Source organism: Nitratireductor luteus (assembly GCF_026162365.1).
GTDB classification, from domain to species: Bacteria; Pseudomonadota; Alphaproteobacteria; order Rhizobiales; family Rhizobiaceae; genus Chelativorans; species Chelativorans luteus.
In genome coordinates this window covers 142,175-167,557 of record NZ_JAOANW010000013.1, presented here as the reverse complement: position 1 = coordinate 167,557, position 25,383 = coordinate 142,175, and the positions used below count along the sequence as shown (strand labels likewise).

The 25,383-nt window shown below is 62.9% G+C and carries 22 protein-coding genes, 3 tRNA genes and 1 pseudogene; 10 read left to right on the top strand and 16 right to left on the bottom strand.

What is annotated here, in order from left to right:
• The 4 genes and pseudogenes from N1058_RS18380 to N1058_RS18365 all read right to left on the bottom strand — a co-directional run.
• On the bottom strand, window positions 1–127 hold a 127-nt coding region (locus N1058_RS18380), incomplete at its 3' end, for a GTP-binding protein (protein WP_265519061.1).
• A 109-nt stretch (window positions 128–236) separates the two neighbouring features.
• Window positions 237–1,018, bottom strand: a pseudogene (locus N1058_RS18375) (DUF817 domain-containing protein).
• Between the two features lie 291 nt (window positions 1,019–1,309).
• A tRNA-Gly gene (locus N1058_RS18370) sits at window positions 1,310–1,383 on the bottom strand.
• Between the two features lie 23 nt (window positions 1,384–1,406).
• Window positions 1,407–1,491, bottom strand: a tRNA-Tyr gene (locus tag N1058_RS18365).
• 198 nt (window positions 1,492–1,689) lie between these two features.
• Between N1058_RS18365 and N1058_RS18360 the strand changes: the two genes are divergently transcribed.
• The 5 genes from N1058_RS18360 to N1058_RS18340 all read left to right on the top strand — a co-directional run bounded on the left by N1058_RS18360 (window position 1,690) and on the right by N1058_RS18340 (window position 6,275).
• Window positions 1,690–2,517: a TrmH family RNA methyltransferase gene (locus N1058_RS18360; RefSeq protein WP_265519060.1), complete on the top strand. Its 828-nt coding sequence runs from the start codon at window positions 1,690–1,692 to the stop codon at window positions 2,515–2,517.
• Between the two features lie 225 nt (window positions 2,518–2,742).
• Window positions 2,743–2,818: transfer RNA gene (locus N1058_RS18355), tRNA-Thr, on the top strand.
• 117 nt (window positions 2,819–2,935) lie between these two features.
• Window positions 2,936–3,709 (top strand): NAD kinase, encoded by a 774-nt coding sequence (locus N1058_RS18350; protein WP_265519054.1) that lies wholly within the window; start codon window positions 2,936–2,938, stop codon window positions 3,707–3,709.
• A gap of 271 nt (window positions 3,710–3,980) precedes the next feature.
• The gene (locus N1058_RS18345) at window positions 3,981–5,525 is read left to right on the top strand and encodes a DEAD/DEAH box helicase (RefSeq protein ID WP_420848011.1); all 1,545 of its coding nucleotides are present in this window, start codon (window positions 3,981–3,983) and stop codon (window positions 5,523–5,525) included.
• Window positions 5,526–5,777: 252 nt separating this feature from the next.
• Window positions 5,778–6,275 (top strand): GFA family protein, encoded by a 498-nt coding sequence (locus N1058_RS18340; RefSeq protein ID WP_265519053.1) that lies wholly within the window; start codon window positions 5,778–5,780, stop codon window positions 6,273–6,275.
• On the opposite strand, the gene sufA is transcribed toward N1058_RS18340, so the two are convergent.
• The 7 genes from sufA to N1058_RS18305 form a co-directional block, all read right to left on the bottom strand.
• Entirely contained in the window at window positions 6,272–6,661 is a 390-nt protein-coding gene (gene sufA / locus N1058_RS18335; protein WP_265519052.1) for a Fe-S cluster assembly scaffold SufA, read from the bottom strand. The two genes, N1058_RS18340 and sufA, sit on opposite strands and share 4 nt — an antisense overlap.
• Window positions 6,662–6,796: 135 nt before the next feature.
• The gene (locus N1058_RS18330; RefSeq protein ID WP_265519051.1) at window positions 6,797–7,180 is read right to left on the bottom strand and encodes an SUF system Fe-S cluster assembly protein; all 384 of its coding nucleotides are present in this window, start codon (window positions 7,178–7,180) and stop codon (window positions 6,797–6,799) included.
• 4 nt (window positions 7,181–7,184) lie between these two features.
• Complete coding sequence (locus N1058_RS18325) at window positions 7,185–8,426, bottom strand: cysteine desulfurase (protein WP_265519050.1); 1,242 nt, start codon at window positions 8,424–8,426, stop codon at window positions 7,185–7,187.
• 221 nt (window positions 8,427–8,647) lie between these two features.
• A complete protein-coding gene (gene sufD, locus N1058_RS18320) occupies window positions 8,648–9,913 on the bottom strand; it encodes a Fe-S cluster assembly protein SufD (protein ID WP_265519049.1) in 1,266 nt (421 codons plus the stop codon).
• A gap of 10 nt (window positions 9,914–9,923) precedes the next feature.
• Window positions 9,924–10,679, bottom strand: coding sequence for a Fe-S cluster assembly ATPase SufC (sufC, locus tag N1058_RS18315; protein WP_265519048.1), 756 nt, complete (start codon window positions 10,677–10,679; stop codon window positions 9,924–9,926).
• Window positions 10,680–10,710: 31 nt separating this feature from the next.
• Window positions 10,711–12,240, bottom strand: coding sequence for a Fe-S cluster assembly protein SufB (gene sufB / locus N1058_RS18310; protein ID WP_265519047.1), 1,530 nt, complete (start codon window positions 12,238–12,240; stop codon window positions 10,711–10,713).
• A 173-nt stretch (window positions 12,241–12,413) separates the two neighbouring features.
• Window positions 12,414–13,577, bottom strand: a complete 1,164-nt coding sequence (locus N1058_RS18305) for a cysteine desulfurase family protein (protein WP_265519046.1) — start codon at window positions 13,575–13,577, stop codon at window positions 12,414–12,416.
• A 231-nt stretch (window positions 13,578–13,808) separates the two neighbouring features.
• On the opposite strand from N1058_RS18305, the gene N1058_RS18300 reads away from it, so the two are divergent.
• The 3 genes from N1058_RS18300 (at window position 13,809) to tyrS (ending at window position 16,481) form a co-directional block, all read left to right on the top strand.
• Complete coding sequence (locus N1058_RS18300; RefSeq protein ID WP_265519045.1) at window positions 13,809–14,483, top strand: alpha/beta hydrolase; 675 nt, start codon at window positions 13,809–13,811, stop codon at window positions 14,481–14,483.
• 12 nt (window positions 14,484–14,495) lie between these two features.
• Window positions 14,496–15,140, top strand: coding sequence for an FMN-binding negative transcriptional regulator (locus tag N1058_RS18295; protein WP_265519044.1), 645 nt, complete (start codon window positions 14,496–14,498; stop codon window positions 15,138–15,140).
• Between the two features lie 87 nt (window positions 15,141–15,227).
• A complete protein-coding gene (tyrS, locus tag N1058_RS18290) occupies window positions 15,228–16,481 on the top strand; it encodes a tyrosine--tRNA ligase (protein ID WP_265519043.1) in 1,254 nt (417 codons plus the stop codon).
• Window positions 16,482–16,491: 10 nt separating this feature from the next.
• On the opposite strand, the gene N1058_RS24150 is transcribed toward tyrS, so the two are convergent.
• Window positions 16,492–19,845, bottom strand: a complete 3,354-nt coding sequence (locus tag N1058_RS24150; RefSeq protein ID WP_265519042.1) for a YhdP family protein — start codon at window positions 19,843–19,845, stop codon at window positions 16,492–16,494.
• A gap of 175 nt (window positions 19,846–20,020) precedes the next feature.
• On the opposite strand from N1058_RS24150, the gene N1058_RS18280 reads away from it, so the two are divergent.
• Both N1058_RS18280 and N1058_RS18275 read left to right on the top strand, forming a co-directional pair.
• Window positions 20,021–20,488, top strand: a complete 468-nt coding sequence (locus tag N1058_RS18280; protein WP_265519041.1) for a peroxiredoxin — start codon at window positions 20,021–20,023, stop codon at window positions 20,486–20,488.
• Between the two features lie 115 nt (window positions 20,489–20,603).
• Entirely contained in the window at window positions 20,604–21,878 is a 1,275-nt protein-coding gene (locus N1058_RS18275) for a M23 family metallopeptidase (RefSeq protein ID WP_265519040.1), read from the top strand.
• 6 nt (window positions 21,879–21,884) lie between these two features.
• Here N1058_RS18275 and N1058_RS18270 read toward each other — a convergent pair whose 3' ends face one another.
• From N1058_RS18270 to N1058_RS18255, 4 genes are all read right to left on the bottom strand, one after another.
• The gene (locus N1058_RS18270) at window positions 21,885–22,205 is read right to left on the bottom strand and encodes a hypothetical protein (RefSeq protein WP_265519039.1); all 321 of its coding nucleotides are present in this window, start codon (window positions 22,203–22,205) and stop codon (window positions 21,885–21,887) included.
• Between the two features lie 128 nt (window positions 22,206–22,333).
• Entirely contained in the window at window positions 22,334–23,611 is a 1,278-nt protein-coding gene (locus N1058_RS18265) for a hydantoinase/carbamoylase family amidase (protein WP_265519038.1), read from the bottom strand.
• Window positions 23,608–24,552, bottom strand: coding sequence for a dihydroorotate dehydrogenase (locus tag N1058_RS18260; protein WP_265519037.1), 945 nt, complete (start codon window positions 24,550–24,552; stop codon window positions 23,608–23,610). Before N1058_RS18260 ends, N1058_RS18265 begins: the two co-directional genes overlap by 4 nt.
• A complete protein-coding gene (locus tag N1058_RS18255) occupies window positions 24,546–25,376 on the bottom strand; it encodes a dihydroorotate dehydrogenase electron transfer subunit (protein WP_265519036.1) in 831 nt (276 codons plus the stop codon). The genes N1058_RS18260 and N1058_RS18255 overlap by 7 nt, the downstream gene beginning before the upstream one ends.
• Between the last annotated feature and the right edge of the window lie 7 nt (window positions 25,377–25,383).

Here is a 25,383-nt window from a genome sequence, read left to right as displayed (position 1 = left end):
CGTAGGCCCGGTACTCGCCGAAATACTTCGTGATCGCAGCCGTCAGCGACGTCTTGCCATGGTCAACGTGACCAATCGTACCGATGTTCACATGCGGCTTGTTACGCTCGAATTTACCTTTGGCCATCTCAATTTCCCTTGGGCGGCATAGTTGGAATTGTCAGATGCGGGGGCGATTAGCGGCAAAGGTCGCAAAAAACAAGCCCCTCTTGTCGGCAATGGGTCGGCGCGGCCTCTCAATCCTCTTCATCCGGCCTTCCTGGCCGGTGCACCAGCGTCACCAGCACGAAGGAGATTATCATCAGAAGATACCACGCGCCGAGCTTCTGGATCGAAACCGGCGTCCAGCCTTCCACCTGTCCGGGGTACATCCAGGCGCGCGACCAGGTGCCGATATTCTCGGCAAGCCAGATGAACAGCGCAACGAGCAGAAAGCCCAAGAGCAGCGGCATTCGGTGCCAGAGGCGGAACACGCGATAATGCACCACCGTGCGAAAGAACAGCGCCGCCGTCACCCCAAGAAGCGCGTAGCGCAGGTCGGCGATGAAATGGTGCGCGAAAAAGTTGGTGTAAATGGCCGCAGCCAAGGCCACGGTCGTCCACAACGGCGGATAGTGGCCGTAGCGCATATCGAATATGCGTGAGATGCGTGCCAAATACGAGCCGACCGCCGCATACATGAAGCCGGAAAACAGCGGCACGCCGCCGAGGCGGAAGAGGTTTTCCTCCGGGTAGATCCACGAGCCGACATCGGTCTTGAAGATTTCCATCGCCGTACCAACCACATGGAAGATCAAGATCACCTTCGCCTCGGCCAGCGTCTCCAGCCGAAAAAGAAGCATCGCAAGCTGGATGGCGAGCGCGGCAAGAAAGAGAAAGTCATAGCGGGCGAGACCGAGGTAATGATCAGGAAGAGGATCGCACCGCCGAAGAGGCAGGCCCAAGCCTGCTTCAACCCGAAGACGAGAAACTCCACCAGTCCGCCCGAAAGGCCGTGCGCCGGCAGCCGATCGAGGATCTGGTGCGCGGCCGTATCGATGCGCGCTTCGACCGAGGTGAAGCGCCTTGGGTCGCCAGCTTCAGCGACAGCGTCCTTACCGTGTGAGGTTTGGCGTTTCGTAGATGAGGCGGGGCGAAGACGGGATAAAAAAGCCATAAGCAGCGCAGCCGATGTACCAAAGAATCTTATTCAAAAAAGAATTCGCGCATGACAATGGGACGAAAACGGCCACATGAAGGCTGTTTCCAGCAATGCTGGCGGAGATGCGAAGCCTATGAATGCGATATCGGCAAGTGTTCGCTGTAGTGCTGGAGCGGGTAGCGGGAATCGAACCCGCATATTCAGCTTGGAAGGCTGCTGCTCTACCATTGAGCTATACCCGCATTCACGATTACCTGGCCGACAGTGGTGGAGGGGGCTGGATTCGAACCAGCGTAGGCATAGCCAACGGATTTACAGTCCGTCTCCTTTAACCACTCGGACACCCCTCCGTGCTGTCGCCGGAACCGTGCAACGAGTTCAGTCGCGACTCTTCCGCCGCCCGCAGGCCGCGTCTTAAATCCGCGATGCGCCTTATGGCCACCGGGCTTGTTTCTGTCAACAGCGCCGGGGGCATCGGTGTCAGAAAAATGTCGCAGGCCGCATTCAGGCGGATGGCGGGCGGGCCGATCCTCGTCTATAGGGGCGCGATGAATAACGAAAACAACGGCAAAACGCCAAAAGACAGCCACTACGCACGCCTGCGCCGGGCCCATCGGGAGCGGCAGGGCGGCCCCGCGCAGCCGCCATCGGCTCCGCCGGAAGGTCTGGTGCGTCTTTACGGCCTGCACACCGTGCGTGCCGCGCTCGACAATCCCGACCGCAAGATCGCGCGCATGTTCATCACCCGCAACGCGGCGCAGCGGCTGGAGCTCGGGCCCCTCGACGCCCTGCCCTTTCCCGCCGAACTGGTCGAGCCGAGGGCGATCGACACGCTCACCGGCCCCGATGCCGTCCACCAGGGCGTGCTGATCGAGGCCCGACCGCGCAAGACACGCACCCTTGCCAGCCTTGGCGATGCGCGCCTGGTGCTCGTGCTCGACCAGGTGACGGATCCGCACAATGTCGGCGCCATCATGCGCTCGGCGGTAGCCTTCGGCGTCGATGCGCTAGTGACGACGGGGCGGCACAGTCCGGCCGAATCGGGCGTGCTGGCAAAATCGGCCTCGGGCGCGCTCGAACATCTCGACCATATCGAGGTGCGCAATCTCGCCGATGCGCTGACGGGACTGCATAGCGCCGGTTTCCAGACGGTGGGGCTTGACTCCGATGGCCCGCTTGTCCTCGAGGAGACGCTCAAAGGGAGCAAGGTCGCGCTGGTTCTAGGCGCCGAAGGCAAGGGTCTGCGCCACAAGACACGGGAAACCGTAACCAAGCTCGCCCGGCTCGACATGCCGGGCGCCATTCGTTCGCTCAATGTGTCCAACGCGGCAGCCGTCTCGCTCTACATCGCCAGACGGCATCTGGGCGGCCTTTAGCGGTTGGTGGTGATCTCCGTTTTTGCGCAGCGAAAATGGCAAGGCCGCCGGCGCACCGCAGGTGCGCCTTTTCACTCAATGCAGGGCGGCCGAGCCGCCCGCCCGTCAGCGCTCGTGCGCCGTAAGCCAAGGGCGCGGATGCGCCCGCCCGGCGCTTGAGGGTGGAAAAACGGAAGACGAGTTTTCATTTCCCTCGGCCCCCGATTATGGTATGCGCGGCGCCATGCCCTTGTAGCTCAGTTGGTAGAGCACCTGATTTGTAATCAGGGGGTCGCGGGTTCGAATCCTGCCGGGGGCACCATTCTCCAGATTATTCCAGCCGGAACACCTGCGCTTTGCAGCGGCATCCGCCCGTGCTAACCGGGATGGCCGTTTGCGCGCGGACATGTTTGGAAAACGATCGGAAGCCGCCATTCCCATGAAGTCCTCCGCCCTCTCCCTCGCCTTCGTGTCGACCGAATCCGAAGACGCGCGCGACGCCGCGGCCAGGCTGTCGGTCCTCTACGGCCAGGAAAAGCCGGAAAATGCCGAGGTGATCGTCGCGCTTGGCGGCGACGGCTTCATGCTGCAAACACTGCGCGACATGATGGGTCATGACAAGAAGATCTACGGCATGAACCGCGGCACCATCGGCTTCCTGATGAACGAATACCGGGAGGAAGGCCTGCGCGAGCGGATCGCGGCGGCCATCCCCGAAACCGTCCGCCCGCTGGAGATGACCGTCACCGAGGCTGACGGCGGTACCCGCACAGCGATGGCGATCAACGAGGTGTCGCTGCTGCGTCAATCCTATCAGGCGGCCAAGATACGCATCGCCATAGACGGCAAGGTGCGGCTGGAGGAATTGATCTGCGACGGCGTCATGGTGGCGACGCCCGCCGGCTCGACTGCCTACAATCTCTCGGCGCACGGCCCCATCCTGCCGCTCGACGCCCCGCTCCTGGCGCTGACGCCGGTCAGTCCGTTTCGGCCGCGGCGCTGGCGCGGCGCGCTGCTGCCCAACCAATCGACGGTCGACTTCACGATCCTCGAACACGAAAAGCGCCCGGTCAACGCCGTCGCGGACCATACGGAAATCAAGTCCGTGCGGCGCGTGCGGGTGCGCGAAGCGCATGACCGGACGGTGACGCTCCTGTTCGACGCGAGCCATTCGTGGGACGAGCGCGTCCTGTCGGAACAATTCCGCTACTGATTGCTTATTGCGAAAAGCGCTCCCGTTCCGCCGGAATCCGCCTTTCGGCAGGCCGGGAGGCAATCGCGCTGTTGACATTGCTTCCGCGTGCGTTCATTTGATCGCTGCGGGGCATATCGTGTTGATCGAACGCGCGGTTCCGCCCGTACGCGGAAGTTCTCCGGCGCCCCAGACGGCAGCCGACGCTGCGGCCCATCAGGATCGGGAGCGCCTGATCAGCTCAAAGACCCGACAACAGCCACAATTCTTGAGAAGCAAAGACAGCCATTACGTGTCAGACACCGAAGAAAACACACAGCAAGCTGTGACATTTGCAGAGCTCGGCCTTTCGCCGAAAGTGCTCTCCGCCGTCACCGACGCCGGATACACGATCCCCACCCCGATCCAGGCTGGCGCCATTCCCCATGCGCTGCAGGGCAAGGACGTGCTGGGAATCGCCCAGACCGGCACCGGCAAGACGGCGTCCTTCGTGCTGCCCATGCTGACGCGGCTGGAGCGCGGGCGCGCCAGGGCGCGCATGCCGCGAACGCTGATACTGGAGCCGACGCGCGAGCTGGCGGCCCAGGTCGAGGAAAATTTCGTCAAATACGGCAAGAACCACAGGCTCAACATCGCGCTTCTGATCGGCGGCGTCTCCTTCGACGAGCAGGAGAAGAAGCTGGAGCGCGGGGCCGACGTGCTGATCGCCACCCCCGGCCGCCTTCTCGACCACCACGAGCGCGGCAAGCTGCTTCTGACAGGCGTCGAAATTCTCGTCATCGACGAGGCGGACCGCATGCTCGACATGGGCTTCATCCCCGACATCGAGCGTATCTGCAAGCTGATCCCCTTCACCCGCCAGACGCTGTTCTTCTCGGCCACCATGCCGCCGGAGATCACCAAGCTCACCCAGCAGTTCCTGCAGGCTCCGGTTCGTATCGAGGTTTCCAGGCCGGCATCGACGGCGATCAACATCACCCAGCGCCTGGTCAAGACGGGATCGAAGCCCTGGGCCAAACGCCAGCGCCTGCGCGAGCTCATCACCGCCGAGGGCGACGCGCTGAAGAACGCCATCATCTTCTGCAACCGCAAGACCGAGGTCGCGACGCTGTTCCGTTCGCTCGTGCGCCACGAGTTCGATGCTGGCGCGCTTCATGGCGACATGGATCAGCGGGCGCGCATGGCGATGCTGGAGGGTTTCCGGGCCGGCAAGCTGAGGCTGCTGGTCGCTTCGGACGTCGCCGCACGCGGCCTCGATATTCCCGATGTAAGCCACATCTTCAATTTCGACGTGCCGACCCATGCGGAAGACTATGTGCATCGTATCGGCCGTACCGGCCGCGCGGGACGCTCGGGCAAGGCCTTCACGCTCACCTCGAAATCGGACGTGAAGTATCTCGATTCCATCGAGAAGCTGATCGGCCAGAAGATCGAGTGGTTCGATGGCGATCTCAGCACCGTCTCGGCCGAGGAAGAGGCCGACGAGAGGCCGCGCCGTGGCGGCCGTAGCGAACGCGGCGAGAAGCCATCGGGACGCGGCAGGAAGGACGGCGAGCGCAGCCGCCGCCGCGAGACAGCGCCCGAACCAGCCAAGGCGCCCGAGCCAGCCGAGGCTCCCGAACCGGCCGAGGCCGGCGAGCCGGCCAGGGCCAGCCGGCCGGCTCCGGAGAAGCAGGCCGACAAGCGGCGCCGCCGGGACGAGATCAAGTCCGCCAACGCAGGCTCGACCGAGCGCCAGCGCGCGCCGCGCCGCCGCGAAGACCGCGACGAGGGCGATGCGCCCATCGGCTTCGGCAACGATATCCCCGATTTCATGAAAGTGCCGGGCAAGGTCTGATCTTTGCCCGTCGCGCGCTGTTTTCGCGCGGGCGTGGACAGGTCGCGGATCTTCCCTCCCTGGATTGTCAGGAGACGGTCCCCGGCGGCTGACAGGGACGGCCAGGAAGTCTAGAGCATTTTGCAGTCAGGTGGAATCACCTGACGTCGCACAAATGCGAAAAAAACAAGTAGATTGAGCAGATCAGCGTTTCAGTGAAGCGATGATCTGCTCTAGACTTCCTCCTGTGCCCATCCCGTTGGAGGTTCATCCATGCCCATGATGCTGAAAGGCTCATGCCGCTGCGGCGCGGTCAGGTTCGCGGTCGAAAGCCACACGCCCGTCCCCTACCAGCTCTGCTACTGCACCATATGCCGCAAGCAGCAGGGCGGCGGCGGGTATGCGATCAATCTCGGAGCAAATGCCTCGACGCTGGTCGTCGAAGGCGGCGAGCATCTTGGCCTTTACCGGGCGGAGATCGAGGATGACGAGCGTCCCCGTTGCGAGATATCGACCGGCGAGCGCCGGTTCTGCCGCGAATGCGGCGCGGCGTTGTGGCTTTACGACCCGACCTGGCCGGACCTCGTCCATCCCTTCGCATCGGCCATCGACACCGAGCTGCCCGCGGCGCCCAGCCGGGTGCATCTCATGCTGAGATACAAGGCCAGCTGGGTCGAGCCGAACGTCCGCGATGCTGACGTGACCTTCGATCTTTACCCGGAAGAATCGATTGCCGCATGGCACCGGCGAAACGGCATGTGGGTCGATTAGCCGGCCGCACCCTCCGCGCGTGCTTCTGCCAGCGCCTTCAGATCGGCCGGCTTGAGCTCGACGGATTCGCCGCAGCCGCAGGCCGAGCTCTGGTTCGGGTTCTTGAAGGTGAAGCCGGTGCGCAGCTTCGTCGTCTCGAAGTCCATCTGGGTTCCCAGGAGGAACAGCGCGGCCTCCGGCGCCACATAGATGTGCGCCCCCTCATGCTCGATGTGGTCGTCCTTGGAGTCCGGCTCCGTGACAAGGTCGACCGTATATTCCATGCCCGCGCAGCCGCCCTTCTTTATGCCGACGCGCACGCCATGGGCGCTTTCCCGCGTATCGACGATCTCACGCACGCGGGCAGCCGCTGCGTCCGTGATGGATATTACCTGAAACCGGCCCATAAATTTCTCCATTCACTGCGAGCTCAAGACTCGCGGAAGGTCCTCAACGCCTAAGATGGTCAAGTCCGAAGCAGGTTGCAAGCACCCGCAGGCTCGCGATCGAGCGGGATCGAGGGCAACCGGCCATTGTGCCGGCTAGTACCATCCCACCGCGTATTGCGCTTCTTCCGACATGCGGTCGGGGGTCCAGGGCGGGTCGAAGACCATGTTGACCTCGACATTGCCCACGCCCTCCACCGCGCTCACCGCGTTTTCCACCCAGCCGGGCATTTCACCGGCAACCGGGCAGCCCGGCGCCGTCAGTGTCATGTCGATCTTGATCGAGCGGTCGTCCTCGATGTCGATCTTGTAGATCAGGCCGAGCTCGTAGATGTCGGCCGGGATCTCGGGATCATAGACCGTCTTCAGCGCCGAGACGATGTCGTCGGTCAGGCGCGCCAGTTCCTCCTCGGGCAACGCCGATGCCGTTTTCGGGGCATCCATGGCCTCGGTCGGCTTGTCTTCTGCGATCTCGCTCATTGCTTCACCCAAAAAAATTGCGCGCCTTGTCCAGCGCTTCGGCCAGGGCGTCCACCTCGGCCCGTGTATTATACATGGCGAATGAGGCACGGCATGTCGAGGTCACGCCGAACCGTTTCAGAAGCGGCTGGGCGCAGTGGGTGCCGGCGCGGACGGCCACGCCCGAGCGGTCGATCACCATCGAAACGTCGTGCGCGTGGATGCCCTTCAGCTCGAAGGACAGGATGGCGCCCTTGCCCGGCGCATTGCCGAAAATGCGCAGCGAATTGATCTGGCCAAGGCGCTCATGGGCATATTTTGCAAGGTCGGCTTCGTGAGCGGCGATGTTCTCACGGCCCAGCCCTTCGACATATTCCAGCGCCGCGCCAAGGCCGATCGCCTGCACGATGGGCGGTGTGCCCGCTTCGAAACGGTGCGGCGGTTCGTTATATGTGACGTTGTCCTCCGTCACATCCTCGATCATTTCGCCGCCGCCCTGGAACGGCCGCATCTCGGAGAGCATCTCCCTGCGGCCATAGAGGACGCCGATGCCCGAGGGGCCGTAGAGTTTGTGGCCGGTGCAGACATAGAAGTCGCAGCCCAGCGCCTGCACGTCGACCGGCATGTGCACTGCGCCCTGGCTGCCGTCGACCAGCACCGGAATGCCGCGCCCATGGGCAATGCGGACGATCTCTTCTATCGGCGTGACGGTGCCGAGCACATTGGACATCTGGGTGATGGCCACCAGCTTCGTGCGTTCGCTCAAGCAGGCTTCGAACTTCTCCAGCGAGAAGGAGCCGTCATCCTCGACCGGTGCCCAGACCAGCTTGGCGCCCTGCCTTTCGCGCAGAAAATGCCACGGCACGATGTTGGAGTGGTGCTCCATGATCGATAGCACCACCTCGTCGCCCTCGCCGATACGCGGCATGGCATAGCCATAGGCCACGGTATTGATGGCCTCGGTCGCCGATTTGGTGAAGACGATTTCTTCGGTGCTGGGCGCGTTCAGGTAGCGCCGCACGGTCTCGCGCGCCTTCTCGTAGGCGTCCGTCGCCGCGTTGGAAAGGAAATGCAGGCCGCGATGCACATTGGCGTATTCGTTCGAATAGGCATCAGTCACGGCATCGATCACTGCCTGTGGCTTCTGCGCGGAGGCGGCGTTGTCGAGATACACCAGCGGCTTGCCGTATACCTCGCGCGCCAGGATCGGAAAATCGCGGCGGACGGCCTCGACGTCATAGCTCTTGTTTTCGACCTTCTGGTCCACTGCCTCAACCTTCCTGTTTGCAACTTCCGGTCATCCCGGAAGCCCCAAGGGCTGTCCGGGATCCGTTGGCCGTGCATCGTAACGCACGGCCCCTCTGAGCTTGTCGAAGGGCCTCGCCTTGGCGCATGTCAGCGCCGACTGCCCCTTCTACGAAGATCGGCCCCGCGAACCCAACGGTCCCGGCTCTCCCTGCGGTCGGCCAGGAAGTGACGGGCGGCGCCTCACCCGTGCTCGGCGAACCACGCGCCGATCTTCGCTTCAAGCGCCTCGACGACGGCGTCGTCTTCCAGTTCCTCGATCACCTCGGCGACGAAGGCTTTCACCAGCAGTCCCCGGGCCACCTTCTCCTCGATGCCGCGTGCCATGAGATAGAACAAATGGTCGTGCTCGATCTCGGTCACCGTTGCTCCATGGCCGCAAGCCACGTCGTCGGCGAAGATTTCGAGTTCCGGCTTGGCGGAGAAGGAACCTTCATCCGAAAGCAGCAGCGTGTTGCAGGCCATCTTGGCATCGGTTTTCTGCGCATTTCGAGCAACGCGGATCTGCCCCTGGAACACGCCTTCCGCCTTGCCGGTGACGACGTTGCGGAAAGTCTCGGTCGAAACGGTATGCGGAGCCAGATGGTCCAGCACCATTGTCACGTCCGTGTGGCTGTCTCCCGACAGAAGATTGACGCCGCGCAGCTTGAACTGCGAACCCTCGCCTTCGGCCACGACGCGCACTTCCTGACGCACCAGCTTGCCGCCGGTGTTCATGACGAACAGCGTGAGCCTGGAGCCCTTGCCGATGCTGATATTGATCTGACCCAGATAGCTCACATCCTGCGGCTGTTCCTGAATGATCAGGTAGTTGATTTCGGCATCGTCGCCGACATCGAGGTGACTGATCGAGGAGACGAGCGCCGCGCCGCTGCCGGTCTGGCGCTCCACGATGGTGGCTTTCGCCCCTGCGCCCGTCGTGACGACAAAACGCGAATGGGCCTGGCCGCCACCATGAACATTCTGCAGTTCCACCGGCGCGGCCAGTTCCGCCCCAGCCGGGATGTCCAGCACGAAGCCGTCGGCGACAAGGGCGGAATTGATGGTGGAAACGGTATCGTCGTGGCCGGTGGCGCCCAAAAGGGCGGCGAATTCACCTGAGGCAAGCCCCTCGGCAAAGGTCGCGAGGCCCGCGCCATCTGGCGCTGCCGCCCGTCCGGCCACGCTGTTCAGCACCGGAAGCACCGAAGCACCGGCGAGGAGAGGTTCCACCGGCTCGGCATAGGCCTGAAGGTCGAACCCCGGCACCGACGCTAAGAGGCGGCGCAGATCCGTATAGTGCCACGCTTCCACCTTACGCGTGGGCAGGCCGGCCTTCAGCAGTTCTACCGCCTCGTCCCGCTTTACCGTCACCTTTGCATCGCCCGGCAGATCCGCCACGCGCACACCATAGCTGTCGATCAGCGCATCTTCGGCCGCTGTCCGCTTCATCTGCGTGATAACATTCATTTCACGCACCTCAGGCCGCTTCGTTGATGATGCCGGCGTAGCCGTTCTTTTCAAGCTCCTGCGCCAGTTCCTTCTGGCCCGACTTGACCACCTGCCCCTTGTAGAGCACGTGCACGGTGTCCGGCACGATATAGTCGAGCAAGCGCTGGTAGTGGGTAATGACAACGATCGCCCGATCGGGAGAACGCAGCGCGTTGACGCCGTCGGCCACGATCTTGAGCGCGTCGATATCGAGGCCCGAATCCGTCTCGTCCAGCACGCAAAGCTTCGGCTCCAGCAGCTTCATCTGGAGGATCTCGGCCCGCTTCTTTTCGCCGCCGGAGAAACCGACATTGAGCGGCCGTTTGAGCATCGCCATGTCCATGTCGAGCTCGTCGGCTGCCTGGCGAACCCGCTTCAGCATTTCTGGGATCTTCAATTCCGGCTCGCCGCGCGCTCTGCGCTGCGAATTCACCGCGACCTTCAGGAACTCCATGGTCGCCACACCCGGTATCTCCATCGGATACTGGAACGCGAGAAATAGACCGGCGGCGGCGCGCTCCGCCGGGTCCATCTCGAGGATGGACTCGCCATTGTAGAGAATGTCGCCCTCGGTCACCTCATAGTCCTCGCGCCCGGCCAGTACGTAGGAGAGCGTCGACTTGCCAGAACCGTTCGGTCCCATGATGGCGGCCATCTCGCCCGCTTTCACGGTCAGGTTCACGCCGCGCAGGATTTCGGTGCCGTCCTCGGCGATACGGGCGTGCAGGTTCTTGATCTCAAGCATCTTTTATATCTTCCCAAAAATTCAGTGCCGATCAGCCGACCGAGCCTTCAAGCGAAATACCGATGAGCTTCTGCGCCTCGACGGCGAACTCCATCGGCAACTCCTGGATGACTTCCTTGACGAAGCCGTTGACGATCAGCGCGATGGCTTCCTCCTCGGGAATGCCGCGCTGCATGACGTAGAAGAGCTGGTCTTCGGAGATCTTCGAGGTTGTCGCCTCGTGCTCGAACTGAGCCGTTGCGTTCTTGGCCTCGATATAGGGCACCGTGTGCGCGCCGCAGTCATTGCCGATCAGCAGACTGTCGCACTGGGTAAAGTTGCGCGCGTTGGTCGCTTTCCGGTGCGCGGAGACCTGGCCGCGATAGGTGTTGTTCGAGTGGCCGGCGGAAATGCCCTTGGAGATGATGCGGCTCGACGTGTTCTTGCCGAGATGGATCATCTTCGTGCCTGAATCGATCTGCTGGTGCCCGTTGGACACGGCGATCGAGTAGAATTCGCCGCGCGAATTGTCGCCGCGCAGCAGGCACGATGGGTATTTCCAGGTGATCGCCGAGCCGGTCTCGACCTGCGTCCAGGAGATCTTCGAATTGTTGCCCCGGCAATCGCCACGCTTGGTGACGAAATTGTAGATGCCGCCCTTGCCTTGGGCATCGCCGGGATACCAGTTCTGGACCGTCGAGTACTTGATCTCGGCATCGTCCAGCGCCACCAGTTCAACCACAGCTGCGTGAAGCTGGTTCTCGTCGCGCTGCGGCGCGGTGCAGCCCTCCAGATAGGAGACATAGGCGCCCTCTTCGGCGATGATCAGCGTGCGCTCGAACTGCCCGGTGTTCTTCTCGTTGATGCGGAAATAGGTCGAAAGCTCCATCGGGCAGCGAACGCCCTTCGGCACAAAGACGAAGGAGCCGTCGGTGAAGACCGCGGAATTGAGCGTGGCGTAGAAATTGTCGGAGATCGGCACGACCGAGCCCAGATATTTCCGCACCAGCTCGGGATGTTCGCGGATGGCTTCGGATATCGAACAGAAGATGACGCCCGCCTTGGCGAGCTCCTTCTTGAAGGTGGTGACCACCGAGACGGAATCGAACACGGCGTCCACGGCCACGCGGCCGGAATTGTAGACGTTATCGCCGGGCTCGTCTTCGCCATCGGCCTGGCTCATTTCACCCGGCTTGCGGACACCGGCAAGAATCTCCTGCTCTTTCAGCGGGATACCGAGCTTTTCGTAAGTACGCAGCAGCTCAGGATCGACCTCCTCGAGCGACGTCGGCCCCGGCGTGTTCTTCGGCGCGGCGTAGTAGTGCAGATCCTGAAAATCGATCTTGGGATAGGAAACGCGCGCCCATGAGGGCTCGTTCAGCGTCAGCCAGCGCCGGTAGGCGGAAAGACGCCATTCCGTCATCCAATCGGGCTCGCCCTTCTTGGCCGAAATGAAGCGTATGATGTCCTCATTCAGTCCCTTGGGGGCCAGGTCGCTCTCGATGAGCGTCTCGAAGCCGTATTTATACTGGTCCACGTCAATCTTGCGGACCTGATCGATGGTTTCCTGCACTGCAGGCATCAGCATTTCTCCTTCATGCCGAATTCAAGGTTCGGCAGCTTCCATGTCGGACGCCTTACGCCCTTATTTAGTAAGCCTTGGCGCGGACTTCATCGCCGCAAGCTAAAAATATGTGTCTTCTTCTCCACTTTATTGGTCCAGACAAGGTGAAGTTGGCGCCATAAGGAGCAAATTCATGCCGCCGCCTCGTTGTTTCGCCGTCTGGCGGCAATGCCACCAAGCGTCACCTTGAAAGCGTCGAGTTCTGCGCCCCCCGTCTGTGCGCCGATGGAAACGCGCAGCGCGCCCGTGTCCTCGCCCTTGCCCATCGCCTTGAGCACATGGCTCGGCCCGACCTTGCCCGACGAACAGGCCGAGCCTGCCGAAAGGGCGATGCCGGCCAGATCGAATGCGATCTGCGCCGTCTCCGCTTTCAGGCCGGGGATCGTGAAGAAAAGCGTGTTGGGCAGCCGGGGTGCGCCACGGCCGTGTATTTCTGCGTCAGGAACCAGTTCCATGACTGCCTCCTCGAACGCATCGCGCAGCGCTTCGACTTCACTGACCGTCGCGAGCCCCTCGCCCGCGATACGCGCCGCCGCGCCGAAGCCGGCAATCGCCGCGACGTTCTCGGTTCCCGCGCGATGGCCCTTTTCCTGTCCGCCGCCGCGAACCAGCGCACCGGGCATCATCAGGTCGGAACCGCCGACGATGGCGCCAGCGCCCTTCGGCCCGCCGATTTTGTGCGAGGAAAGAATCAAGAAATCGGCATAATCATTTGAAATGTCTATCTCCAGCCTTCCCGCAGCCTGAACCGCATCAACAACGAGCGTTGCCCCGGCTGCGCGCGCTATGGCGCCAATCGCGTCGACGGGCTGGATGACGCCCGTCTCGTTGTTGGCCGCATGGATGGCGACAAGGGGCAGCCCCTTCGACCGGTCATGCGCCTTCAGCGCATCGCTCAGCGCTTGCAAATCAAGCAAACCGCTTTCAAGGACCGGCAGGATCGTGATCGCATCTGGTGTGAACCGCCCTCCCGAGAGCAGGCAAGGATGTTCGACCGCGCTCACATAAAGCCGCGAGAAGGTCAAAGGTGCGCGTCCCATGGTCCAGCCGGGCGTCAGCAGGGTCGTCGCGGCCTCCGTTGCGCCGGAGGTGAAAACGACGTGCTCGGCCTTTGCATTGACCAGCGCTGCGACGGCGCGGCGCGCGTCTTCGACCAGACGCCGGGCCTGCCGGCCTTCACCGTGCACCGATGACGGATTGGCATCGATTTCCAAAGCGCTCAACATCGCCGTCCGCGCCGCTGCGGCGAGCGGCGCGCTGGCATTATGATCGAGATAGAAGCGCTTTGTGATCATATCCTTCGCGATACTTTGACGTCTGTTGCCACATTTGTAGCGGCGGCGGCGTTATTTCCTTGAATTTTCAAGGCCAGCCGTCCTATTTACGCGGCTTGCCACGCGAGGCTGCGCCAGTCAGTTTTGAACTGTTCTAAAGTAGCTTCTATGGAGGCATAAGCCCGGCGTCAAGGGTCCCGGTCGGCCAAGCCGACGGAAATACCGTGAACGCCCTGCCCAAGCGGAGTACGTATGCCAGAGGTCATTTTTACCGGTCCTGCCGGCCGTCTGGAAGGCCGTTATCAGCCGTCCAAGGAAAAAAACGCGCCGATTGCGCTCATCTTGCACCCGCACCCCCAGTTCGGCGGCACGATGAACAACAAGATCATCTACGATCTCTTCTACATGTTCCAGCAGCGCAATTTCACCACGCTGCGGTTCAACTTCCGCAGCATCGGGCGCAGCCAGGGCGTCTTCGACCATGGCACGGGCGAATTGTCGGACGCGGCCGCCGCTCTCGACTGGGTCCAGTCGCTGCATCCCGATTCGAAGAATTGTTGGGTCGCGGGCTACTCCTTCGGGGCGTGGATCGGCATGCAGCTCCTGATGCGCAGGCCGGAGATCGAGGGCTTCATGTCGATCTCGCCGCAGCCGAACATCTACGACTTCTCCTTCCTGGCCCCCTGCCCCTCGTCCGGCCTGATCATCCATGGCGGCGCGGACAAGGTGGCTCCGCCGGCCGATGTGCAGACCTTGGTCGACAAGCTGCAGTCCCAGAAGGGCATCACGATCACGCAGAAGACCATGCCCGAGGCAAATCACTTCTATACCAACTGCGCGGATGAACTGATTGCGGAATGCTCGGAATATCTCGACCGGCGCCTGGCCGGCGAATTGGCCGAGCCAAGACCGAAGCGTATCCGATAGGTCAGGAACCCCATGTACCAGCCACCGCAATTCAAGGAAACGCGCCTCGAAGTCCTTCACGGGCTCATTCGTGCACATCCTTTGGGGATGCTCGTCTGCAACGGCCCCGAGGGACCGATTGCAAACCCCATCCCGTTCCTTCTCGATGCGGTGGAGGGGCAACCGGGGGTGCTGCGTGCTCACTTGTCTAGGGCCAATCCGGCATGGCAGGCGATCGGCCAGCAGCCGGAGACGCCCGTTCTCGCCGTCTTCCAGGGTCCGCAAGCCTATGTGACGCCATCCTGGTACGAGACGAAGAAGCAGACCGGCAAGGTCGTGCCCACCTGGAATTACGCCATCGTGCAGGTGCGCGGCCGGGCCGAGATCATCGACGATCCCGTTTGGCTGCGCGATCAGATCGAGACGCTTACCGGCCAGCACGAATCCGGGCGCTCCGCGGCTTGGCAGGTCAGCGATGCGCCAGAACGGTTCATCGAGGCTCAGATGAAGGGCATTGTCGGTCTGCGCATCGAGATCGCCGGGATCGAAGGCAAATGGAAGGTCAGCCAGAACCGCCCGGTTGAAGACCGCGCGGGCGTGGCCAAGGGATATCGGGACGAGCGCAACGACGCCATGGCGGGGCTGGTCCGGGACTATGGCGGGATCGAGGAAGGCTGAGCCAGCCCCAAATGCTTGTGCGCCGGCCGACATGGGTGCTAAACGCACTCGCCTCCAATCCCCCACCCCTCCAGCGGGACATCAGAAATGCCGAAGTTCAAGTCCGATTTTCTGCGCACCCTGTCCGAGCGCGGCTTCATCCAGCAGACCTCCGACGATACGGGGCTGGATGAGCTGTTTTCGCGAGAGACGGTGACAGCCTATATCGGCTTTGACCCGACCGCGCCCAGCCTGCATGTGGGCGGGCTCATGCAGATCATGATGTTGCACTGGATGCAGAAGACCGGTCACAGGCCCATCGCCCTTATGGGCGGCGGCACGGGCATGGTGGGCGATCCGTCCTTCAAGGACGAGGCCCGCAAGCTGATGACGCCCGAAACGATCGGCGACAACATCGCCGGCATCAAGCAAGTATTCGCCAATTATCTCACCTTCGGCGAGGGCAACACCGACGCGCTTATGGCCAACAATGCGGACTGGCTGCTCGGCATCAATTACATCGAGTTCCTGCGCGATGTGGGCCGGCACTTTTCGGTCAACCGGATGCTGTCGTTCGATTCGGTGAGGACGCGGCTCGACCGGGAGCAGTCGCTCTCCTTCCTCGAATTCAACTACATGATCCTGCAGGCCTACGACTTCGTCGAGCTCAGCAAGCGCTATGGCTGCCGGCTCCAGATGGGCGGCTCCGACCAATGGGGCAACATCGTCAATGGCATCGACCTCGGCCACCGCATGGGCACACCGCAGCTCTACGCTCTGACATCGCCGCTTCTGACGACATCGTCGGGCGCCAAGATGGGCAAGAGCGTCGACGGCGCCGTCTGGCTCAATCCGGAATTGCTAGGTGCCTACGATTTCTGGCAGTTCTGGCGCAACACGGAAGACGCCGATGTCGGGCGCTTCCTGAAGCTTTATACGACCCTCCCGATGGACGAGATCGCCCGGCTGGAGGCGCTTGGCGGCGTCGAAATCAACGAGGCCAAAAAGACGCTCGCCACCGAGGTGACGGCTATGCTGCACGGGCGTGAAGCAGCGGAAGCGGCCGCCGAAACGGCCCGCAAGACCTTCGAGGAAGGAGCGCTCGCCGAATCCCTGCCGACGGTCACCATGCCGCGCGGCAAATTGGAGGCCGGCGTCGGCGTCCTTTCGCTGTTCGTCACGGCCGGCCTTGCCGCTTCCAACGGCGAAGCCCGGCGGCATGTGAAGGGCGGAGCGGTGCGCATCAACGACGAGCCCGTATCGGACGACCGCATGGTCGTCTCAGTGGACCACCTGACCAGCGAAGGCGTCGTGAAACTGTCCCTCGGCAAGAAGAAGCACATGCTGGTGCGGCCGCAATAGGCCGCCAACCTCATCGATACTCGAAAATCTGCCGGAAGATGCCGGGGGCGATGGCCGATATCGGGTTGATCTGCAGCGCGGGGTCATCGAGCTTGCCGCTGAGGCGGTAGGTGATGCCGATCAGCCCCCGGTCGCGGCCATTGCCCAGAATCTGGCCGAACAGCGGTATCTCACCAAAGATGCGGTTGATGCCGTAGAGCGGCATGAACGTGCCAGTGATGGCAATATTGTCGTCAGCGTCATAGAGCGTGCCCTGGAAGGTCGAGCCGATCAGCGGACCGCGTAGGACGCCGTCTTGCAGGCTCAGCGCACCGTCGCTCCGCGAGACGATCGCCGCGCCACGGTCGAAGCGCACGCGCGATACATCCACCTGCTCGCCGCCCCGGCCCGCTTCCTTGGTAGCGGCGACCAGCGAGCCGAGCCGCGGCTCGTTGACAACCCAGAAATCCAACAAGTTGACCTGGCCCGCCAGTTGCCGCGCGGTACCGCCGGTCATGTTGACGTCGATGCGGCCTCCCTCGACATGCGGATAGATGTCCAGGAAACGCAGAACCGCCCCGGCATTGTCCGACGACATGCGCAGGACATGGCCGTCACCGCCGCTTCCCTTCTCGAACGACACCGAGCCAAAGCTGCCGGTGGCGCCGCGAATGGAGGCCTGCGAAGCGCTCGAACTCTTGCCGCTGTAGCGCACGGTGACATTCGTAAGCGTTTCGCCGTTGAAACCGATAGCCGTATCCATGTCGGCCGCAAGTTCGATGGGAGTATTGTCGGCCGCTCCGCCGCTGGATGCCTTGTCCGACAAGCTTTCCTTGATCAGCGAGCGGGCATCGAAGGCAGCGCCCTCGACGTTTACGACATAGCCCTTTCCAGCGCTGGAGATGTTCACCTGATAGTCGTCGTTCCGTGTGAGCTGGACCCGGTCGAACCGGGCCTCGGCGAGCCTGCCGCCCTTCAGACGCACGACACCGGCGACGGAGAAACTTTCGCCCGTGAGCTGGAAATCCGACAACTCCGTTACGCCATCCTTCTCGCTCATGGTGAAGCTGGCTGTCGCTGCTATGCCGGCGCCCTTGCGCCAGCCGATCCACGGCACCGAAAGCCGGGCCGTATCGAGTGTTGCCGTGATCTGTTTCGCTGCATCGGCGCCCTTCTCTTCATACGTCACCTTGAACGGACCCGTTACGAACATCCCCAGTCCCGGAAACATCCTTTCGCGCGCCGCGTCGTCGATGCTGAGCTCAACCCGGCGTTTGCGCTCCACGTGCGAGCCGCCGAGCGGCTGGGCGATGCTAAGACGGGCGGGCACGTCGTTGAGTTCCGCTTCCGCCTCGATCTCGGCGCGGTCCGGGGCGATGAGCAGAGATCCCCTGGCCTTGGTCACTCTCTGCCCCTCGAAGAGCTGCGAGATCGCCAGATCTTCGTAGTCAAGCATGACCTTCCAGACCAGGTCTCGGGCCGCGATGCCGTCCTGCAGGGGGATATCGGCCGAGATGTGGCCCTTGACCCTGCCCGTCACCTCGTCGGGTTCGAGGTCATGGAACCTCGACGCATCGATCGGTTCGTAAGAGGCCAGCTCGACGACTGCCGGCGCGTCGCCGGCAACGTCGATCTCCAGCTTGCCGATGCGCGGCTTGATATGGGCGCTGTCGATCACGAGCCGGCCGTTGCTGGCATCGACCGTTCGCCCGCTGGGCATGAATATCGTTCCCGCCGACAATCCGACTTCCACATCCGTGCCACGAAATTCAACCCAGCCCTCGCCGTCGCGAACCGGCGGAATGGCCCCCGCCACGTCGAAACGCGTGCCCGACAGCGTGAACCGGCCGATCACTTCCTCGCGGCCGAGCGGGACGCCGTTGCCAAGTCGGCCAGGCGGTACGTTGAGCCGCAGATCGCTATCCTTGACGCGGCCCCCGAAGAGATTGGCCAGCGTCCAGCGCCGCGCACCTGAGGCGGCGAACCATGGCCAGAGCTGCTTGGCGTGGGCAGCCGGCAGGTCGGCCACATGAATGGCAAGGCGCAGGCCGGGCGACTGCCCCCTGGGCGCGGTCACGGATGCGCTCGCCGTCAGTTCTCCTCCCGAGGTGCGAACTTCGATAGTGTGCGCCGTCACGGTGGAGGCTGCAGGGTCGGCCTGCCCGGAAAGTCGTATCGCCAGGGGCAATGGCGGTTCGGTGGAATCCATCGGCGCCACCACGGTGTCCCGCGAGACGAGCGCGAAGTCATAAAGCGGTCCGCTGTTTCCGGTCCCGTCCGACGGGCCGAACGTGCCTTGGAAGTTCAGCGTCGTCCGCGCCATCCTCATATGCGCGCCGACCACCGAGAACGTCTTGTCTCCGTCGCCAAATCCCACGTTCAGCGCGGCCTCGTCGATGGACAGGCTCTCACCGTCGATGCGCATGAGAATGTCCCTAGCCTGCCCCACGGCGGACATCCAGCCCGGCTGGTCCGGACTGGTTTCCTGACCGGTGAGCCTGAAGTCCATTGCGCCAACGCCGGGGGCACCGGCGTCTTCCCGGCCATCTGCTTCAAGAGCCACCTGCAATTGCTGGATCACCCCCCCCGCCCCGCGATCGGCGGTGCCGCGATAGTCCAGCGGCCGCCCGCGATGGAGCGCTTCCCCGGAAAAACTGATGGAGGTGGCGCTGTCACGCAGAAGCTCCATGCGCTCCACGACCAGATCAGGCACCGCCTGACCGGTTGCAGTGCGCAGGTTTACATTGGAAAGCATGACGCGCCGGACGCCTGAATCTTCTGTCAGAGAGAAGGCACGGCGGATCGTGCCGAAGACGGCCTGCTGCACATCGGCCGGCGCTATCGCTGTGTCCCTGCCGGCGCCCATCCCCGCCAACTGAAGCAATGGCACTTCCGCCGGTGAGAGTTCCGCATCCGCCAGGGTGATGCCGGCAAGTTCGAGACGGCCGCCGAATAGCGGCATCACCTTGACGCCGATCCTCAGCGTGCCCGCCTCGGCGATTTCGGCACCGTCGGCGGACCTTGCGATGCGCGCATCGGCAATCTCGAGGGCCAGAAGGCTGAAGCGGCCCGGGCGCAAGCGCAGTTCGCCGAGGCGAACATCGACGTCGAAGCCGGCTACACGCTCGATCGCGGCTTCGGCCTGGGTGCGCAACCGTTCATTTCCGATCGCATCGATGCCGATCAGCGAAAAGCCCGCGACAGCCAGAACGATACACAAGGGAATGGCCACGAGCATGACCGCGCCCCAGCGCAGCAACCGCCACCGCAGTTTTGGCCGCAGGCAGCGTGCTATTCTTCGACTGGCCGATGGGTAGCTTTCCAGCGGCGCAATCTCACTGCGCTTGAAAAGAACCTCCTCGTGATCGTCCTCTTGGTGCTCCACAAACGTTTCCGTTACACAGTCCTGGCTCTTTGCCGTGCGAGAGATTTCCCGGCGGCAAGAGGTATGATTGGACGAATCCCCCTGGACCATTATATCTCTGCATCCCGCTCGACGGGACGCTCATGGCGATATCCATCGATTTTTAAACTGCGTAGTCACAAACGAGGGTAAGAAAATGGCCGGACTCGAAAAAGGAAACGAAGCTCCTGATTTCGAACTTCCAAAGGATGGCGGCGGCACCCTGCGGCTTTCTTCCCTGCGTGGCAACCCGGTGGTTCTCTATTTCTACCCGAAGGATGCCACCAGCGGCTGTACGGCCGAAGCCATCGACTTCACCGCCCGCAAGCCGGAATTCGATTCCTTGGATGTGACCATCGTGGGCATGTCGCCGGACAGCCAGAAAAGCCATGACAAATTCAAGGCCAAGCACGGGCTGACGATAGACCTCGTCTCCGACCCGGAAAAGGAAGCGCTGCAGGCCTATGGCGTCTGGGTGGAGAAGAGCATGTACGGCCGCAAATATATGGGCGTGGAGCGTTCCACGTTTCTGATCGACGGCGACGGCCGCATCGCCGAAATCTGGCGCAAGGTAAAGGTACCTGGGCATGTCGATGCCGTGCTGGCGGCGGCAAAGGCGCTCTGACCGCCCTATTTTAGCCGAATTCTGCACGCCGGGGCTGCATCAAAAAGCGTTTATTAACCCTAACGCTGTGTAATCGCCGCAATGAAAATCATTGCAACGGTTGTGCAGTCCCGTGATGCCAAATCAGCGTAAACCCGTTTTCGGACAACGCTCCGAGCCCCACACCGTCATCATCGCGCGCGGCGACAATATTCGCCATTTCACGGTGCGACCCTGGATGGCGGCTACCGTCGGTTCGATGATTGCTCTCCTGTCGGTCGGCTATCTGCTCGCCACCACCTATCTGGTACTGCGCGACGATCTCATAGGCGCGGGCATGGCGAGGCAGGCGCGCCAGCAGCAAGCCTATGAAGACCGCATCTCGGCCCTGCGCGCCCAGGTCGACCGCATCACCAGCCGCCAGTTGCTCGATCAGCAATTGATGCAGCGAAAGGTCGGAGAGCTGATAGAGCGTCAGGAAAAGCTCACCCAGCGGCACGGACGTCTGGGTCCCGTCCTGGAAAAGGCCACCAGGCTCGACGGCGCTCCCGAGCAGGTGCCGCTTCCCTCCCCACGACCGGAAATCCGCGCCGGCTTCGACGGTGGCGGCGCGGTGGACAATTTGGTTACCGCCAACGCTTATGCGAATGTGACGGCGGCAACCACGCCTTGGCCGCTGCGGACGGCGCAAGACCCTGCCCTTTCGGAAGCGGACCGCGCGGACCGGCTTTTCATAGCCATCAACAGGTCGCTGCGCAGCATCGAATCGGAGCAGATCGAACGCATCGAGATGCTCACCGGCGAAGCCTACGAGACGGCCGAAACCATCGCAGAGGCCCTAAAGGCGGCCGGAATCAAGGCGGACCTTGCCTATGGCGAGGAATCCGTGGGCGGGCCCCTGGTCGCGGCGGCCGACAATACCGGCTTCGCAATCAAGGTGCGCGAACTCGACGAGGCGCTCAGCACGCTGGAGCATCTGAAAAAGACGGCGCGCCGCATTCCGATCGCCAATCCGCTGCCGGGCGCGGCGGTGACCAGCACTTTCGGTGTCCGTCGCGATCCCATTCTACGCCGTCCGGCGCATCATTCTGGAATGGATTTCCGAGGCAGCACCGGGGGCCCCATCCGCGCCGCCGGCGCCGGCAAGATCGTCAAGGCTGGATGGAATGGCGGCTATGGCCGCATGGTCGAGATCGACCATGGCAACGGCCTGACCACGCGCTACGCTCACATGAGCAGGCTTCTCGTGCAGGAAGGCGCGCATGTCGAGGCCGGGGCCATCATCGGCAAGGTCGGCAGCAGCGGCCGCTCGACCGGGCCGCATCTGCACTATGAAGTGCGCAAGAATGGAACGGCGGTCAATCCGCTGAGCTTCCTCACCGCCGGAAAGCGCATCGTCAAATATCTCTGAGAGTCCTTACGCCTTGGGCGTGCCAAGCTGTGCCGCGACGCGATTGAGCGCCGCCACCTTCTCGTCGGCGCTGCCGTTCGAAAAAGCCTTCTCGAGCACATCGACATACGACTTGAACGCGCCAAGCTCCTCGTTGGCCGCATCGACGGTCAACGGCTGGTCGTCATAGGCATCGACAAAGCGCTGGGCCGCGACCGATATCAGAAAGAGCGCGGCCGCGTTCTCCGGCTCGTCGACGATCCGCGCGCGGGCCTTACGTGCACAGGCCTCGTAGGCGCGCACGCTGGCGCCCTGCTCGTTCAGGCTTTCAATGAGTGACTGAAACATTCTGTCCCTTTTTCCTTCATTCGCCAGCCATCATGGCCGATACCATATCCGCACGGATACACGCCGGAGCGCCTCGATAGACCGAATCCGCCTCCACGAAAACCCGAAAGCTCCGCGAGAGTTCATGATCAGCCCGCCAGATATTCATAGATGACGTCGCAGGCGGAAATGAAATCCTCAAGATCCATCGCTTCGTCGGGGTTATGCGAGCCATTCCGGTTGCGCACGAAAACCATGGCCGAGGGCACACCCGCGCCGGCAAAGACGGCCGCGTCATGGCCGCCGCCGCTGGCCATGACAAAGGGTTCCTGCCCTGCCCGCGCCATCGCGGCCTCCAATCCCTTGACCATGCCGGCGTCGCAGACTGCCGGCTCCACCCGCAATTCGTCGTCGAGTACGAAGCGCACGCCCCGATCGCGCTCGACCTGGCGCATCTCCTCGCGCAGCAGCGCCCGCATGTGATCGAGCGTCTCTGCGCCCTGGCTGCGGATATCGAGGCTGAAGCCGATTTCGTCGGGAATGCGCGTCATGGCATGCTTGGCCGGATCGGTGCCGACGACGCCGCTCGTCAGCACCAGATCGTCGCCCTTGTTGAGGATGGTCTGCCAGCTTTCGTCCAGCCGGACGAACAGATCGGCCATGGCAAGCACGGGATCGCGCCGGAAGGCGCGCGGCACGGCGCCCGAATGCCCGGCCTCACCGATGCAGCGCACCTCGCGGTGGCGGATATTGCCGCGGATTCCGGAAACTGCGGCCGCCGGTATGTTCTTTCCGATCAGAAGCGGACCCTGCTCGATGTGAAGCTCCAGATATTCGGTGATCGCCGAGGCGTCGGCAAGCGGCGACCCCGCCTTCACCTTATCCATCGGAAGGCCGGTATCGGCCATGTGCTCGGCGAGCGTGCGCCCGTCGCCCTTGTGGCGTGCGCCGAGTTCGGCCGCCCCTAGGACGCCAAGAAGGGCCTTCGATCCGATATAGCATGGGCCAAACCAGGCGCTTTCCTCACCGCGCAAGGCAAGAACGTGCACCGGTCGGCTGAAGGCCTCGCCGCGCCGCTTAGCGCGCACCAGCGCAATCAGCCCGGCCACGACGCCGGCCAGCCCATCATAGTTTCCGCCAAAGGGAACGCTGTCCACGTGGGAGCCGACGAGGCAGTATTTCTCCGCGTTCCGGTGTTCGGGCAACGAGAAATTGGCGTTGCAGCCGGCATCGTACCACACGTCCAGCCCGGCAGCCCGCGCGACGTCCTCCAGATAGCGCAAGGTGTTGGTCTCGACCTTGGAGAAGGCGGGCCGGCTCACGCCCTGCTTGTCTGGGGAAAGCGCGGCGACTTCGGTGAAGATGCGGTCGGCGAAGGCCAGATCGTCCTCGCGGTCGTCGCGGGGTTTTGACCGTGCCACGGTCATGGTGCGGCCTCCATGAAGACCACGCCCTCACGCTGCTCGCCATCCTCCACCGTGCCGATGATCTCGCGCACGCTGGAAAGGCCCTCAGCCTCCAGATAATGGCTCAGATCGTCGATTATCGTCACCATCGCGGTGGGGTTGATGAATGTCGCCGTGCCCACCTGGACGGCGCTGGCGCCGGCGATCAGGAATTCCACCGCATCCTCGACCGTGGAAATGCCGCCACAGCCGATCACGGGTATCTTCGTGGCGCGGGCGCATTGATAGGCCATGCGCAAGGCAATCGGCTTCAGCGACGGCCCGGAAAGGCCGCCCATGAGATTGCCGAGCTTGGGCTTGCGAGTGCGAATGTCGATGGCCATGGACAGGATAGTGTTGGCCACCACCAGCGCATCCGCGCCGGCCTCTTCGGCCGCACGCGCCACTTCGCTCGTCTCGCCGGTATTGGGCGTGAGCTTGGCCCATAGCGGCAGGGCGGTCGCCCGGCGCAGCTTGGTCATCACCTCGAAAGTCGAGGAAGGCCGGATCGCGAAGGCCTTGCCGTCTTCCTCGATATTGGGGCAGGAAATATTGACCTCGATCGCATCCACGCCCGGCACGCTGACCTCGGCGCAAAGCTGCGCGAACTCGTCCGCCGTATTGCCGGAGATGCTGACCACCAGCGGCGTCTCATACGCCTGGTAGAAGGGGACGACATTCTCCAGAAAGTAGCCCACGCCCTTGCTGGGAATGCCGATGGAGTTGAGCATCGAGCCGCCGACCTCGCACACGCGCGGCGTCGGGTTGCCGCCGCGAAAGCCGCGGGTGATCGTCTTGGTGACATGGGCGCCCAGCAGATCAAGGTCGAAGACGTCCGCCAGATCTTCCGAGAACGTACCGGAGGCCGGCATAATCGGGTTCTTCAGGCGCAGTCCGGCAATGTCCACATCAAGCCTTACCATGCCATCGCCTCCTGTATGTCGAAGACCGGCCCTTCCCTGCATACCCGCAGATTGACGATGCCCTCCTCCTTCTGGAAGGGGCGCACGCAGCAGTGGCACATGCCCAGCCCGCACGCCATCTGCTGTTCGAGCGCGATCTGGCCCGGTATGCCGTGGCGCGTGCCGAGCTTCTGCAAAAGCTTCAGCAGGCGATTGGAGCCGCAGGTGTAGAAAGCATCGATTCCCGGCCCGTCGATCAGCGCGATGAGCACGGCCTCCAGGTTCTCCACCGACGAGGAGCCGTCCTCGTCGGTCAGCGTGATCACGTCGGCGCCCATGTTGCGGAACAGGTCGACCGACATGAGAACGTCCTCGCTGCGGGCGCTGCAAATGGCGGTGAGCTGCTTGCCGAGGCGGCGTGCCTCCAGCGCCAGCGGCGCGAGCGTGGCCAGGCCGACACCGCGCGCGGCAAGCACCAGCCTGTCCCACTCGGGCTCGATGCTGAAAGGCTCTCCCAACGGCCCCAGAACGTTCAGGCCGTGCCCTGCGCGCAACATCGCCAAGGCCCGCGTTCCCTCGCCCGTGACCTTGTAGAGGAAATGCAATTCGCCGTGCTCGGGATAAACGCCATAGATGCTCATCGGACGGCGCAGATAGGGCGCCTGCCCGCCCATCTGTGGGCAAAGCAGGTGGAAAAACTGGCCGGCGCGGCATTTTTCCAGGAGCTCGGGCGGGGCACGGAGAACCAGAAGCCGGTATTCGCGGTTGACCGGCTCGTTGGACAGCACGTCAAGCTCCAGTTCGTAGGTCTTGGGAGCCGGTGCGATCTGGTGAATATGACTCATCGTCTGC